The organism is Rufibacter soli, assembly GCF_054781795.1.
This window is the reverse complement of sequence record NZ_BAAGTS010000002.1, coordinates 1251055-1265703: the sequence shown is the minus strand read 5'-3', so window position 1 is coordinate 1265703 and position 14649 is coordinate 1251055. Positions and strand designations below refer to the sequence as shown.

The window sequence follows — 14649 nt, the reverse complement described above, 5'->3', positions numbered from 1 at the left end:
TAAAAGGCAGGCTAAATCGTTAACCCTTAGGAACACCAACAAAGGCGGTTAAGCAAGAAACTACTGAAAAAAAGCAGAAACTATCTATCCCTAAAGTCCTCCCTTCATTACCCATTAAAGAAAGAAACTTCCAACAGACTAAGTCCATACTCTAAAACTGAATCTGAGTAAAGTCATCCCTATTCTAAAATCAAAAGCTAATTTTATAAAGGCTGCGACGACCTACGCGCTATCAAAATAGGATCCAGGACAATGTGCTCCGGCGCGTGGCCGTAATAATCCTTAGTAGCAGTGAGCTTTAGAAAAAGACGCGCGGTTTCTTCTCCCATTTTGATCGTTTGCTGGTCTACCGTAGAAAGCGACGGGGTCACAAATGCCCCAAACGCCTCATTCGCGAACCCGATTACACCTACTTGCTGCGGTACCTGAACTCCGCTTTCCAGTAGTTGCTGCAAGGCTCCCATGGCAGTGTAATCCTCGGCGGCAAAGATGGCATCAAAGGGAATGTCCTCCGCCTGCAAGCGCTTCACAGATTCCTGCCCTAACTCCAGCCCGACGGTGCCCTTGAAAACCATGCTTTCGTGAAAGGGCAAGCCGTATTTATCCAGGGCCTCACGGTAGCCCCTGAAACGCTCCTTGAAAATAGTCAGGTTCTTTTCTGACGTAATGTGTGCAATGCGGGTAAACCCCTGGTTGATTAAATGCTCAGTAGCCGCAAAGCCCGCCTGGTAATCATTGATAGTAACCGAAGGCACCTCCAGTTCTTTAATGGCGCGGTCAAAAAACAGAAGCGGTACCTGGCGTTTTCTTATTTCAGAGTAAATCTCCACCCCATCGCTTTCTGAAGACACCGAAGAGATGATGCCGTCCACCCTGGATTGCAGGAAAGTACCTATCCCCTTTTGTTCCTGCTTAATGGACTCGCCGGTCTGGTACAAAAGGACGCTGTATCCATTCTCATTCAGAACCTTTTCCATGCCATGCACCACGGAACTGAAAAAGCTGGTGTCTAAGCTCGGCACAATAATCCCGATCACATGGCTTTTACCGGAACGCAGCGACGAAGCCAGCTTGTTTTGCTGGTAGTTCAGGCGTTTGGCGGTTTCCAGCACGGCGGCTTTGGTGGCCGCACTGATGGCGGGGTGGTCGTTCAGGGCCCGGGCGACGGTAGAGAACGTCACGTCTAATTCCCGAGCAATATCATGGATGGTGGTCTTCTTCAACTTTACTTCTTTAGCGCCCTAAATATAGGCAATTGCTTTCTTGTAAAGTGGAATTGACGCTTGCCTCTTTCGCACTCCTGTTTTGGGCCCGTTTTCAGAAAATCAGGCTTATAACAGCAATCACCAATCTGTCAATCATCCTACCCTGTTTTCGGGCTTGGTAAGGGGCTACTTTTGCGTTTCCTGTTTGGGGTACGTTTTAAGGAAAAAAGGCTTAAAACAAACTAATCAAATTGTTCACCTACTCCTTTGGATCACTTCTATATTGGAGGCTGAAGGACAATCTTTCATCCCTACATTTTTCCTTTTTTCTAAGGCCCGAGAATTTTTCTTGGCTTAAAAATAAATAGATTAAGGGCCATAAATTTTCAATTCTCAGAATAAAACCCTAAACTTATGCCAACGTTGGCATGATTAATATTTTGGAAGCCCTTAACTTCCATCGTACCTTATGAAAGCCTCCTGTACCAACCATACCAAACAACGCTTTTTATGCTCTTACTAGGAATAGACATAGGCACTTCTTCTGTAAAAGTATCGGTGGTGGATGCCGCCACGCAGAAGAGCCTGGCCTCTGCGCAATTTCCCGAAACGGAATCAAAAATCACTTCACTTCAGCCCGGTTGGGCTGAACAATCGCCGGAGATGTGGTGGGAGCATACGAAGCAAGCGATTAAAAAAGTGAACGCTTCCGGGACTTTTAACCCTCAGGAAATTGGGGCCATTGGCATTGCCTACCAAATGCACGGTCTGGTTGTGGTAGACAAAGACCAGCAGGTGCTGCGTGATTCTATTATCTGGTGCGATAGCCGGGCGGTGCCCTACGGCCAGAAAGCCCTGGAGCATATAGGTCAGGAAAAAGCCCTTGAAGGGTTGCTCAACTCGCCCGGTAATTTCACCGCCGCCAAACTGGCCTGGGTGAAAGAAAACGAGCCCGCCACCTTTGACAAAATCCATAAAATCATGCTGCCCGGCGACTTCATCTCCATGAAATTGACCGGTGATATTACTACCAGCGCCTCTGCCCTGTCTGAAGGTATTTTCTGGGATTTCCAGAAAGACCAGGTGTCTGAAGATGTGATGGACTTCTTTGGGTTTAGCCCGGATATTATCCCAGAGGTGAAGCCCTTGTTCTCAGAGCATGGCCGGGTTACTTCGGCGGTAGCCGAAGCCCTGGGCTTGAAAGCGGGTATTCCGGTGAGCTATAAATCAGGGGATCAGCCTAATAATGCGCTGTCTTTGAACGTGCTTAACCCTGGTGAGGTAGCGGCCACGGCCGGAACATCTGGCGTGATTTACGGTGTGAGCGACCAACTCACCTATGACCCACAGTCCCGGGTGAATACCTTCGCGCACGTGAACTACCAGCCCAATGCCAAGCGGGTGGGTGTGCTCATGAATATCAACGGCACGGGCATCCTGAACAGCTGGGTAAAGGAAAATCTGGGCCACGGGCTGGACTACCCGCAGATGAACGCTGAGGCCCAGAAAGTGGCGGTAGGCAGCGACGGCCTGCGCATTTTCCCCTTCGGAAACGGCGCCGAGCGGGTATTCAACAACCGAATCATTGGCGCTCAGTTCCATCACCTCAATTTCAATTTACATTCCAAGGCGCACGTGTTCCGGGCGGTGCAGGAAGGCATTGCTTTCACCTTTAGGTACGGCCTGGACATTATGCGCGAAAATGGCATGAACCCAAAGGTGATCAGGGCCGGCAACGCCAATATGTTCCTGAGTCCCTTGTTTACGGAGGCCTTCGTAAATGCGACGGGCGTACCGGTGGAGCTGTACCAGAACGATGGCAGCGTGGGGGCTGCGTTAGGCGCGGGCATAGGCGCGAAAGCGTTCTCTTCGCCGCAGGAAGCCTTCAGCCGGTTTGAACGCCTCCGGCTCATTGAACCCAATCAGGCAGAAGCCTATGAAGCCGTTTACCAGGACTGGAAAGCGCTGCTGCAGAAACAATTACAAGACTAAATCATTACATTCCATACAATCAAAACCATGGCAAATCTTACAATTGGTGACAAAGAATTTTTCAAAGGCATAGGACAAATCAAGTTTGAGGGTCTGGAGTCTGACAACCCGCTGGCGTACCGCTGGTATGATGAAAACCGGGTGGTGGCCGGCAAAACCTTGAAGGAACATTTCAAGTTTTCCGTGGCATACTGGCACTCCTTCAATGCCAATGGCTCAGATCCATTTGGGGGCCCTACCCTCAACTTCGCCTGGGACGAGAGCTCAGATGTGATTACCCGCGCCAAAGCCAAAATGGACGCCGCCTTTGAGTTCATCACCAAATTGGGCCTGCCCTACTATTGCTTCCATGACGTGGACGTGGTAGACTATGGCAATGACATTGTGGAGAACGAGCGCCGCCTGCAGACCATGGTGGAATACGCCAAGCAGAAACAAGCCCAAAGCGGCGTGAAACTGCTATGGGGCACGGCCAACGTATTCTCGCATGAGCGTTACATGAACGGCGCTTCAACCAACCCAGATTTCCATGTGTTATCGCATGCCGGGGCTCAGGTGAAAGCCGCCCTGGACGCCACCATTGCGCTTGGCGGGGAGAATTACGTGTTCTGGGGAGGCCGCGAAGGCTACATGACCCTGCTCAACACCAACATGAAGCGCGAGCAGGAGCACTTTGCGAGATTCCTGCACACGGCCAAAGACTATGCCCGCCAGCAAGGGTTCAAAGGTACGTTCTTTATTGAGCCCAAGCCTATGGAGCCTACCAAGCACCAGTATGACTACGACTGCGCTACCGTAATCGGGTTCCTGCGCCAGCATGACCTGCTGGGCGATTTCAAAATCAATATTGAGGTAAACCATGCTACCCTGGCGGGCCATACCTTCCAGCATGAGCTGCAGGTGGCCGCTGATGCCGGCGTACTAGGTTCTGTAGATGCCAACCGCGGTGACTACCAGAACGGCTGGGACACCGACCAGTTCCCGAACAACTTGAATGAACTCACCGAGGCCATGCTGATTTTCCTGGAGGCCGGTGGCCTACAAGGCGGCGGTGTGAACTTTGACGCCAAGATCAGAAGAAACTCTACTGACCCCGCAGACCTGTTCTATGCCCACATCGGCGGCGCCGATACTTTCGCCCGCGCCCTGATCACGGCAGACAATATCCTGCAGAAATCAGACTTCCTGAAAGTACGCGAGGAGCGTTACGCTTCTTTTGACGGCGGCAAAGGGAAAGAATACGAGCAAGGTAAACTAACCCTGGAAGACCTTCGTGCCTACGCCATTGAGCAAGGTGAGCCAGCCGTGAAAAGCGGTCGTCAGGAATACCTGGAGAACCTCATTAACCGGTTCATTTAACCCCTTGAAATAATGCTCAGTTAAAGCTGGGCCCTGGAAAATATTTTTCATTTTAGTTCACGGAAAGGCTGCCTCAACAAGGGGCAGCCTTTTTTTTATGGAGGCCGGGTTAGGCGGTTTTGAAGTTTGCGTTTTAAGCCTGTTTTTAGAAAAACAGGCTTAAAACAGAATTGACAGGCACAAAAAAAGCGGACTCTGGTAGAGCCCGCTTTTCCATTTTGTTGTCCTTATTTTGCTTTAGTCAAGGAAGGCTTTTCAAAAATTTCATCATTACCCTCATAGTCAAACCAGTCAAAGGATGCTCTGTTGGTAGAAGGTTGTCCATTGGAAGTAGCGTATACGCCAAGCGTTACGCCTACAAAGCCGCCGGCCACTCGGGTACTCAGGTATTTGCCGTCTACGTTGTCTTGTAGCAGTTGCCATTTCCCTTTTTTGGTAGCGTAGTAAAAGGCATAGGTGTCACCGTTAAAGCCCACTTTTAGGTAGATTGGTTTTTTGCCTTCTTTCTCCGTGAGCACTTTTTCAGCGAGCACTGTTTTGTCTGCCTTAAGCAGTTGCACCACCGGCTGGTTTCCTTTCATGGTCTTGCCAAGGGCGTAGTAATGCTCACTGTTCTGGAAAGCCACCAACCCTGCAAATTCGTTTTCTTTGGCCGGGGTAAACTCCAACTCGGTACTGGCGCTCCCCTTCACATGCTGCTGCCGACGGGCCAGGAAGGAGACGTTCACTTTTTCAGAGAAATTCTCGGGCCGCACCTCCAGGGTTAATTTCCCCAGGGGCTTGCCCAGGCTATACCACTGGTGGCGTGGCGTACGCAGTTGCAGCCAATAAATGGGCAGGGTAGTGCCTTTGAATTCTTCATGGTACGTGAAATTGCCGGTAAGCGGGAAAGCGGGTTTTCTTTGGGCCGGAAGGTTGGGTACGGGATAGCTGTATTGCACCAGGTCATGGTCTGGGTTGATGATGGGCCAGCCTTCCTTCCAGGTCACGGGCGCCAGAAACGTCTCGCGGCCGGTGTTGTAGTGGTCCTGGGCGCCGCTGTACGGGCGGGTAGCCAGGAATACGGCCCACCAATCGCCGTTCTGGGTCTGCACCAGGTCTGCGTGGCCTGTGGCGGATACGGGGTTAGGGCGGTCACCGGGCAAATGACGCTGGGTTAAGATAGGGTTCTTTTCATACGGCACATACGGACCGGTCACGGTCTTGCTGCGCAAGACCACTTCTGAGTGGTTTACGCTAGTGCCTCCTTCGGCGGCCATTAAGTAGTAATAGCCCTTCACTTTGTAGATGTGCGGTCCTTCAATCCAGACCGGTTTCTTGGAGATATCCACGCCTCCATTAACCAGCAGGTGCTGCGGACCCACCGTTTTCATGGTTTTCAAGTCAATCTCAAACATGCGTATAGTGCGGTGCCCATCATACAAGGGTTTATTGTCTGGGGCGTCTGAGTTATACATGATATAACTCTTACCGTCCTCGTCATGGAAAATGGAAGGGTCAATGCCGTTCACATTTGGCAGCCACTGGGGATTAGACCAGGGGCCGGCCGGGTTGTTGGCGGTCACTACAAAATTACCTCCCCTGTCAATGAGGGTGGTGACCATGTAAAAGGTGCCGTCTTTGTAGAAAATGGTGGGTGCGAAGATCCCCCGGGAAACGTCATGGCCGTCTAAGTTCAGCTGTTCGGGCCGGTCCAGAATGTTGCCAATCTGGGTCCAGTTCACCAAGTCTTTGCTGTGAAAAATGGGCACCCCTGGAAAATAGGCGAAGGACGAATGTATGAGGTAATAGTCCTCCCCCACCCGCAGCACGCTGGGGTCTGGGTAGAATCCCGGGAAGATAGGGTTCTGGAACGTCTGCTTTTGCTGGGCCGCCGTGGGCAGGACGCTGGCAAAGCCTAAAACCGCCACTGCGGCAAGGGTGAGGGCTTTGGTCAGTAATTTTCTATTCATATCTGTATTTTGGTTTCCAGGTTCTCAGCCTACCATAAGGGTAGGTGAATTTCTGTTTTAGGCCTGTTTTCTCAAAAACAGACCTAAAACAGAAGGTGTTATTTGGCTTCCTTCACAGGCACAAAAGTACTTTCTGGCGGCCCCAGGTAAGAAGGTTTCAGGCCGCCAGCGTCTACCACAATTTTCTGCATTACCACCCCCGAATCTACCATCCAGAACTTGAGCGTGTGCGCCCCGGGCCGGGCGAGTTGGTGTTTGGAGATGGTAAGGTTAATGTTGTTGGCTACGTTCCTGTTCCACTCGCCTTCGCCCTTGCCAGCATGAATGTTGATGATCTGCGGTGCCTGGTCATCAAAGGAGATGGCGTAGCGCAGGCCCTGGGTGTTATGGAAGTTCAGGGTGGGCGACAACATCACCTGTACACTCACCTCACCAGCCTTCTGCAGGTTTAGCTTGTACTCTAAATGCGGGCTGTTGCCGCCGGGCGTTTGGTTGGACGCAGTCACTGGCAGGGTGGTCATAGCCGAAGCTGTGCGGCCCAAATCTGGAATTACCTGCCATTTGATATTATTGGCTTCCACTGCTTTGGTAAAGTGCTCCGCCTCTATTGACACGTAGCCATTGCTTTCTATAAAACCATCTACCTTGCTGGGCTGAAGCATAGACGGGTTCTGTACCACGGCTTGAACTACCACTTTGGCTCCTTTAGGCCCGGAAATGGTCACCGGAACCCGCTGCATGCCTGTTGGTGCTTTGGCCCAGTCTACGCTCACCCATACCCGCTGTTCTTTGTCTAGGGTGCCGGTAGACTGTGAAACCTTCAACCACAGAGCCCCGGCAGTTACCGTGTAATCAAACGGCTGTTGGCCACGGTTAAAGATCTCCAGATAATGGCTTTGCACCCCGTACGGGGAAAACTCTGGTAAAATCGCCGCCTCTTTTTCCTGGGGCCACCACTTGCTAGAACCTTCCACGGCCACGCCCATACTGGCGGCCATGGGCAAGGTCAACTCCTTCACCTCAGGCATCACGTCCTTCTCGGGTTGTTGCCAGTAGGTGTAGCTGATGTGGGTCTGTGACATCATGTGGTTCCATTTACCGCCGGCCATTTCTTTGTGGAAAAAGCGGGTCAGCTCAGCATCCTTCGCGAAGAGGTCTCTGGCCTTGGCGGCCTGGTCATTGGTGGCGGCTCTGCCCTGCTGAGCATAAAGGCGGTTGCGGCCTACCGTCACGTGCAGGTCATTGAGGTTGGCACTGGCCGCTACCGGGAACAATACTAACTGGTAATAGGCGTCTTTGTATTGAGTTGGCAAGGCCTTATAGAAACGGGTAGCCTCAGCAGTAAGGGCGTTGTATTCGTTCACTACCCGCTCCGCTTCCTGGTAATGGGTGAGGCTATAAGTATCTGGGGAAAGAAGCTCGTGCTTGCGGCGGCTGTTGAACTTGGTGTATTTGGCCATGATATCGGCAATGGCCACCCCATGCTCAGTCCCGAATTTCTGCTCAGACCAAAGCCGGGTATATTCACCCAGGCGCTCAGCGGGCCACTTCTCAGGGTTCCAGGCGTAATCCAGGAAAAACTCTATGGGGAATTCCATGGGTTTGATGTCGCCCACGTTCACAATCCAGATGCGGTCTGCCTTGTGCAGATAGGCCAGGTGCATTTGTTCCCAGACGCGGGAGATCTGATTGGTGTTCAGCCATTTGTAGTTACGGGGACCGCCTACGTAGTCAAAGTGGTAATAGATGCCGTAGCCTCCGGAATGTTGCTTCTCACCTACTTTGGGCAGTTTTCTGATGTTACCCCAGTTGTCATCGGCTAATAGTAGGGTCACGTCATCTGGCACCCGCATGCCTTTGTCATAATAATCCTGCACCTCTTTGTAAAGGGCCCACAGCTGTGGGGTTTTAGAGGCATCCTTTCCCGTAACCTCAGAGATGATCTGGCGCTGGTCTTTCACAATGCGTTCCAGCAGGCCTATGTTGCTTTGCTCACTCATGGGCTCGTCCCCGTCGCCGCGCATCCCTACCGTGACAATGCTTTCCTTGGAGCCCATGCGCTGGATGCCGCCGCGCCAGAACTCACGCAGTTTCTCTGGGTTGGTGTTGTAGTTCCAGGGGCCGGAGCCGTAGCGGCGCCATTCATCATGCGCGCGCATGAGCGGCTCATGGTGCGAGGTACCCATCACCACACCGTACATATCGGCTACCTCGGGGTTGATCTTGTCATCGTCGTTAAAGGCGCTTCCCCACATGGCGGGCCACAGGTAGTTGCCTTTCATGCGAAGAATCAATTCAAACACCTTCTCATAGAAGATATGGTTGAAACCGCCAAACTGCTCTTTAGACCAATTGGAAAGCGCCGGGGCCTCGTCATTGATGAAGATGCCGCGGTACTTCACGGCCGGACTACCTTTGGTGTGGCGACCTTCCTGCACATACAGGTTGGGTGTCTGGGCTACCGGCACATCGGCCCACCAGTACCAAGGGGACACGCCTATCTGCGTCGACACGTCGTAGATGCCATAGATGGTGCCGCGCTTGTCGCTGCCCACAATCACCAGGGCTTCATCTACGCCTTTCATGGGCTTTTTGACCACCTGCACCACAAAGGTTTCCCACTTGCCGGCCAGGTCTTTCACATCCAGCTTTTTGCTTTTCACCAGTTGGTCAATCAGCGGACTTTGGCCTATGGTACCTACCAATACCAGCCGTTCCGCTTTGGGGACCTTCCTTCCGGTAGTGAACGCAGGCTCGGCGCTGGTGACGCGCTTTACATCGGCTTGCAGGTCTTTTAAGGCCCTGATCACCCCAGGAAAATCTTGCTCATGAATAAAGAAAGAGGTCGCTTTTCCAGCCTCCGCCAGAGTAAAGGAGTTGTCCTTTTTCTGGCTTGAAATGTATTTGACATCTTCTACCGCAAAGGCCGATGTTACCGGCAACAGCAGGGCTAGACAAAGTACCATGGCCTTCAGGTAGGTGGTAGTCCAGACCTTATTTCTATGAGTATGAAATGTAGTGGATGACATGTTCATGAAGTGGGGATTTCCTTCTAGTAATAAACCGGGTGGCTTTTTCTAATGTAAGCGGGCTATATTAGCCTTTCCCAAAACAGCCTGTTTTTTGGAAAACAGGTCCAAACCAGCGGGCGGTTTTGTGAAAGGCTTTACCATGGATTTTCTTATTTAATTTCCTGAAAAGACCGGGCAATGCCCATTTCCAGCCCCCGCAGCTCTGCCAGCCCACGCAAGCGCCCAATGGCCGAATAGCCCGGGTTGGTGACTTTGTGCAGGTCGTCCAGCATCTGGTGGCCGTGGTCTGGCCGGAACGGAAAAGGCTCCTGGCGTGTGGCGTTGATCTGCACCAATTCCTTCATAACGCCATACATATCCACGTCGCCGGCCAGGTGGTCAGACTCATAGAAGTTGCCTTCCGGGTCTTTGAGCACATTTCGCAAATGCGCGAAGTACACACGGTGGCCCACTTCCTTTAGGATCTCCACGGGGTTGTTGTGACGCCCCGCGCCTAGGGAACCGGTGCAGAAACAGATACCGTTAGGCGCCCGGTCCACGCGGTTGATAATGTAAAGTAGGTCTTCTTTGTTAGAGGCAATGCGCGGCAGACCCAGGATGGGGTACGGCGGGTCATCTGGGTGAATGGTCATCTTCAGCCCGTTCTCCTCGCAGACATCCATGATGGACTCCAAGAAATAGGCGAGGTTCTCGCGCAGGCCGGCGTGGCCGATCTGCTTGTAGGTATCAATGCTCTGGCGCAATTGCTCCAACGGAATGTAGCCTTCCATAGGAACGCCCATCCGGATGATCTCACTCAACTCTTCCAGCTCTTTTGAGAAGTAGGCCTTATGGCGTTCACGAGCTTTCTGCACCACGCTTTCAGCGTAATCCTGCTCGGCGCCTTCCCGCTTGAGGATGAAGAGGTCAAACACGGCCAGGTCGGCCCAGTCAAAGTACAGGGCTTTGGCGCCGTTCCAGAGTTCCAGGGCCAGGTTGGTCCGGGTCCAGTCCAGCACGGGCATGAAATTGTAGCAGATGGTTTTCAGGCCGCAGGCGGCCAGGTTGCGCAGGCTCTGGCGGTAATTCTCCAGGTACTGCTCACAGTCGGCGGCGCGGGTCTTGATGGATTCGTGTACGGGCACGCTTTCCACCACCGCCCAGGTAAGACCGGCGGCTTCAATAATATCTTTCCGCTCCTGTATTTCCTCAATGGTCCAGATGGCTCCGTGCGGCACATGGTGCAAGGCGCTTACGATGCCGGTGGCGCCGGCTTGTTTCACATCCTGCAGGGAAACGGGGTCCTGGGGGCCGTACCACCGCCAGCTTTGTAGTAATGACATAAAAGGTTAATTAGTTAATAGGCACTAGAAAAATGAGTGTTATTCTTAATTTAATGTACTTCTAAGATTTTGAGACTATCTTAAGTTTCAAGCTTAAACCAGCAAATGCAACTGTTTGGCACAAGCGAGGCATTGGCTATTCTTTCCTTTCAGAGATTTTCGGTTGAATGCGGAAGTAATCAAAATCAACGTAGCCGCCCGGGGTTTTGGTAGCGTAACTGAACAACCCAAACCGGTACCCCATAAAATGTGGAAGGGTGTATACCATCTTCAAAGGCGACCCTATTTTTTTCCATGAAGTACCATCCAGACTGTAATAGAAATTTGCGACATCGCGACGATTAGTGAAGTCACATTCTGCCTTGAGGTACACCGACTTTTGTTGGAGGGGCACTTTTTCCTCTTCCACTGGCTTGCCAGATGGGGCGTTCACCATTACAAGGAACTTGGTGCCATTCTCATATTTCACCCCTACCCACCCATACTCTTTTTGCAACAGGGAAAGCCCTGCGAAATCCCCTTCCTTCATATTTGACACGTCCAGCATGGTGGAGCCGGTGCTCTCAGGCCCAATGGTGCGTTGGGTTAGGGTGTTTCTGGCTGCTAGAAAATTTGAGGCTACAGGCCCATTCGTTAGCCTAAGGTAGCCTTTCCGTTTGGCCACAGACCATAGCGCATTATCAGGGTTGTGGTTCCATTGCCAAACCAAAGGCAGGCTTGTCTCTCCCTTTTTCCGGGCAAACTCATCTGAGGCCACAATTCCGGGGATAAGGCCTTTACTTGGGGGCAGGTCCAACTCTTCGGGCACTTTACCATTTTTGCCCAGGACCGGCCAACCGGCTTCCCACTTTACCGGAACCAGATATGGTATGCGCCCTACTGCTCCAAAGTCCCGGAACAGATAGGCAAACCACTTGCCCTCTGGCGTATCTATTAATCCGCCCTGGGCCACGCCCTTGTCCTGCAAGACTACTTTCCCTTCATAAGGGCCAGTGATTTTATCTGCCCTGTGAACCAGAACGGTCCGCATGCCCTCCTTTGGCCAAACAATGTTGAACAGGTAATATTTGCCGTTTACTTTAAAGAGCTGGGAGCCTTCGGCTGGAAGATTGATGTTGGGCCCGGCGGGTGCGCTCGCATTCTCTATAAGTACCCGGTCAGTTCCCTCTTTTGGTCCGGATAAATCTTCTTTGAGTTCCACCAATCTGAGGGTACCGCCGCCGTAGACCATAAAAGCCCGCCCGTATTCATCAAAGAACAAGGAGTGATCATGGTAAGAGGGTTTAAAAGAGTGTGTTTCCCAAGGTCCTTTCTCCAGATTTTTGGTGGTATAGATATAGGTCTTTCCGGTAGTTTGGGAGAAAGTGGTCACATAGAACAACCCCTTATGAAACCGAAGGCTGCTCGCCCAGGAACCTCTTCCGTAGTTGCTTTTCCCGTTGGTAAGGTTTAGCTCATCAAGTGAGTCCAAAGTAGCATACGCATAGTTCACCAGTTGCCAGTTCACCAGATCCTTAGATTTCATGATAGGCAGGCCCGGGCTCATGTGCATAGTGGTGCTGCTCATGTAATAGGTACCACCTACCCGTATTATCGCTACATCTGGCACATCGGCATAGATAATAGGATTTCGGGCTTTCTGTGCTTGTGCTGCCAGCGCAAGCAGGAAACATAAAATGGAAAGGAAACTGGTTAGGAGAAGCGTTTTTCTCATCTCTACTATTAGTCTACTGGTGATAGAGAAGCGGAAGAATATTAGGAAAAAACAGCCCCTAATGTAGGCTACCTTTTCACTTAAACTTTGTTGGTATTGGTAATTTTAGACTCCTGTATATTGGCAGGTAGTGATAGGGTAAAAATCCTTTTTATTTCCTGACGTTACTTAAAAAGATTGGCTGCCCTCATTAGAGCAGCCAATCTTTTTAAGTAACGTCAGGAAAGATTAATTATACCCAGGGTTTTGATAAGCAGCTTTTTGAGCAGCGGTCATATCCATGGCATCTAACTGGCCCTGCGGGATTGGCCGCAGATAGTGCTCTGGTTTAATGGTTCGGTTCACGGTTACAGGCGTATGTTCCCCGTAGTTATTACCAGCAATTCTGTAGGTAGAAGCTAATTCATTCCATTTCTGGGTACGCACCAGGTCAAACCAGCGATAACCCTCGCCATAGAACTCGCGGGAACGTTCAGCCAGAATATAGTTAATATCAATGGTAGCGGGCGTGGCGGCCACCATTGCGGCGCTGTTGTCTACTACCTTGGCCACATTGCCGTTGTTATCAAAGCGCCATTTACCAGCCCGGGCTCTAATCACGTTGATCAAGTCACGGGCGCTTTTACCAGCTTTGGTGCTGGCTCCTTTCACTGCGGCTTCGGCAGCGATGAAGTACAGCTCAGAGAATTTGGCGATGTTGAACGGACGGGTGCTGCCTGCGTTTGGCTGGCCCAAGCCACCGGCGTTGTCGGTGCGGTAGGTGCCCAGTTTCCACAACTTAGGATACACAATCCGGCTGATACCGCTGGGTGCGATCACGTAGTCGGCCCTTCCGGCTACTTCTCCTGCCCCTATGTTACTTTTACCGGCTCCCGAAGGATAGGTAATTGGCATGTTTTCATTCAGGAAAGTAAGCACTGGTTCACCCGGCTTCACCGGCAGGTTGTTGGCATTGTACACCACCGAAGGGATGTTGGTACCCCCTGCTTTAGGCCAGTTGGCGCGGTACACGGTGGTGAAAGTACCATCATATCGGGAGTCATTGGTTTTATCTGCAAAGGTATTCTCCACTACGTTGATGGTGGGTGCCATCCGGGTCCAGGGACGGCCTAGGTCCTGGGAGGCTTCCCGCTGCACAGAGCTCATGGCACCGGTACCATCAGCATTCAGGTAACTTCTGAGGTTGGTGTAGTTCCAGGTCATCATCCAGCCCACAAAGTTATCTGGGGCACCACCACTACCAAAAGTCAAGCTACCGGCGTTGTAGAACTCGCTTTTTTCAGTGTGGTCAGCGTACAGCAGAATTTCACTGTTACGGTCATTGGAGCCCACGTTTACATCATAATAGGTGGGTTGTAACTTGAAGAAAGTACCTGGGTTGTCAATAGCTTCGGTAGCTATGTCATAGGCCTGTTGATAGTACCACTGCGCATTTTTACCGTTAGGGTCAGTCCGGGGAGTAGCCGGATAGGTTGGAATATTGTTAGGGTTTTCCAGCCACCAACCATACGTCAGGTACGCTTTAGCCAGAAAGAGACGCGCTGCGGTTTTGGTAACACCCCCGGTTACTCTACCGGTAGTAGGCAGATCGTTAATAGCCGTGATCAGGTCTGGGAAAATGGCCTTGGTGTAGACCTCAGGAACCGTATTACGTACAGAGGTCCGGATGGCAACCGTATTGAATTTCAGCTCACCAGCCCCTAAATCCAAAGGTACGCCCCCAAACGTTTGTACCAACTGGAAGTAATCAAACGCCCGAAAAAAACGGGCTTCTGCAATTAAAGCGTTGGAAATAGTACCTACCGCACCTGCGTTTTCAATCACACCACTTGCCGTGTTGATGTTAGGGAAAGCTGCGCCCCAGAGCACATCTGCCCGGCTATTGGTAGCCGTTAACAACCCTTGACCAGACAGGTCCATTACCCTAAAGTTTTCATCTGCGTCACGGGCGTACGTTACTTCATCTGTACCGGTAAGCGTGGCGTTATAGTAATAAGCCTGGCCATAGATGTAGCGCAAGTGGGCATACATAGAGGTTAATCCCCCCTGAACCCCTCTTTCAGTCTTGAAAAA

General features: G+C 51.5%; 8 protein-coding genes. 2 read left to right on the top strand and 6 right to left on the bottom strand.

Features of this window, described 5'->3' with window-relative positions; genetic code table 11:
• Window positions 1-203: 203 nt before the first annotated feature.
• Complete coding sequence (locus ACYVJQ_RS07160) at window positions 204-1223, bottom strand: LacI family DNA-binding transcriptional regulator (RefSeq protein WP_460892388.1); 1020 nt, start codon at window positions 1221-1223, stop codon at window positions 204-206.
• A 492-nt stretch (window positions 1224-1715) separates the two neighbouring features.
• On the opposite strand from ACYVJQ_RS07160, the gene ACYVJQ_RS07155 reads away from it, so the two are divergent.
• Together ACYVJQ_RS07155 and xylA are read left to right on the top strand one after the other, a co-directional pair.
• Window positions 1716-3197 (top strand): xylulokinase, encoded by a 1482-nt coding sequence (locus tag ACYVJQ_RS07155; RefSeq protein ID WP_460892387.1) that lies wholly within the window; start codon window positions 1716-1718, stop codon window positions 3195-3197.
• A gap of 27 nt (window positions 3198-3224) precedes the next feature.
• Window positions 3225-4556, top strand: coding sequence for a xylose isomerase (xylA, locus tag ACYVJQ_RS07150; RefSeq protein WP_460892386.1), 1332 nt, complete (start codon window positions 3225-3227; stop codon window positions 4554-4556).
• Window positions 4557-4783: 227 nt separating this feature from the next.
• On the opposite strand, the gene ACYVJQ_RS07145 is transcribed toward xylA, so the two are convergent.
• The 5 genes from ACYVJQ_RS07145 to ACYVJQ_RS07125 all read right to left on the bottom strand — a co-directional run bounded on the left by ACYVJQ_RS07145 (window position 4784) and on the right by ACYVJQ_RS07125 (window position 14607).
• Window positions 4784-6508, bottom strand: a complete 1725-nt coding sequence (locus ACYVJQ_RS07145) for a glycoside hydrolase family 43 protein (protein WP_460892385.1) — start codon at window positions 6506-6508, stop codon at window positions 4784-4786.
• A gap of 98 nt (window positions 6509-6606) precedes the next feature.
• Complete coding sequence (locus tag ACYVJQ_RS07140) at window positions 6607-9537, bottom strand: glycosyl hydrolase 115 family protein (RefSeq protein WP_460892384.1); 2931 nt, start codon at window positions 9535-9537, stop codon at window positions 6607-6609.
• 152 nt (window positions 9538-9689) lie between these two features.
• Window positions 9690-10862, bottom strand: coding sequence for a mannonate dehydratase (uxuA, locus tag ACYVJQ_RS07135; RefSeq protein WP_460892383.1), 1173 nt, complete (start codon window positions 10860-10862; stop codon window positions 9690-9692).
• A gap of 136 nt (window positions 10863-10998) precedes the next feature.
• Complete coding sequence (locus ACYVJQ_RS07130) at window positions 10999-12576, bottom strand: glycoside hydrolase family 43 protein (protein ID WP_460892382.1); 1578 nt, start codon at window positions 12574-12576, stop codon at window positions 10999-11001.
• 228 nt (window positions 12577-12804) lie between these two features.
• Window positions 12805-14607: a RagB/SusD family nutrient uptake outer membrane protein gene (locus ACYVJQ_RS07125; protein ID WP_460892381.1), complete on the bottom strand. Its 1803-nt coding sequence runs from the start codon at window positions 14605-14607 to the stop codon at window positions 12805-12807.
• Window positions 14608-14649: the final 42 nt, after the last annotated feature.

Excerpts from the sequence above, each read along its gene's own strand:
- ACYVJQ_RS07155 (WP_460892387.1), top strand. The coding sequence starts at position 1,716 with ATGCTCTTACTAGGAATAGACATAGGCACTTCTTCTGTAAAAGTATCG.
- xylA (WP_460892386.1), top strand. The coding sequence starts at position 3,225 with ATGGCAAATCTTACAATTGGTGACAAAGAATTTTTCAAAGGCATAGGA.
- ACYVJQ_RS07145 (WP_460892385.1), bottom strand. The coding sequence starts at position 6,508 with ATGAATAGAAAATTACTGACCAAAGCCCTCACCCTTGCCGCAGTGGCG.
- ACYVJQ_RS07140 (WP_460892384.1), bottom strand. The coding sequence starts at position 9,537 with ATGTCATCCACTACATTTCATACTCATAGAAATAAGGTCTGGACTACC.
- uxuA (WP_460892383.1), bottom strand. The coding sequence starts at position 10,862 with ATGTCATTACTACAAAGCTGGCGGTGGTACGGCCCCCAGGACCCCGTT.
- ACYVJQ_RS07130 (WP_460892382.1), bottom strand. The coding sequence starts at position 12,576 with ATGAGAAAAACGCTTCTCCTAACCAGTTTCCTTTCCATTTTATGTTTC.
- ACYVJQ_RS07125 (WP_460892381.1), bottom strand. The coding sequence starts at position 14,607 with ATGTATGCCCACTTGCGCTACATCTATGGCCAGGCTTATTACTATAAC.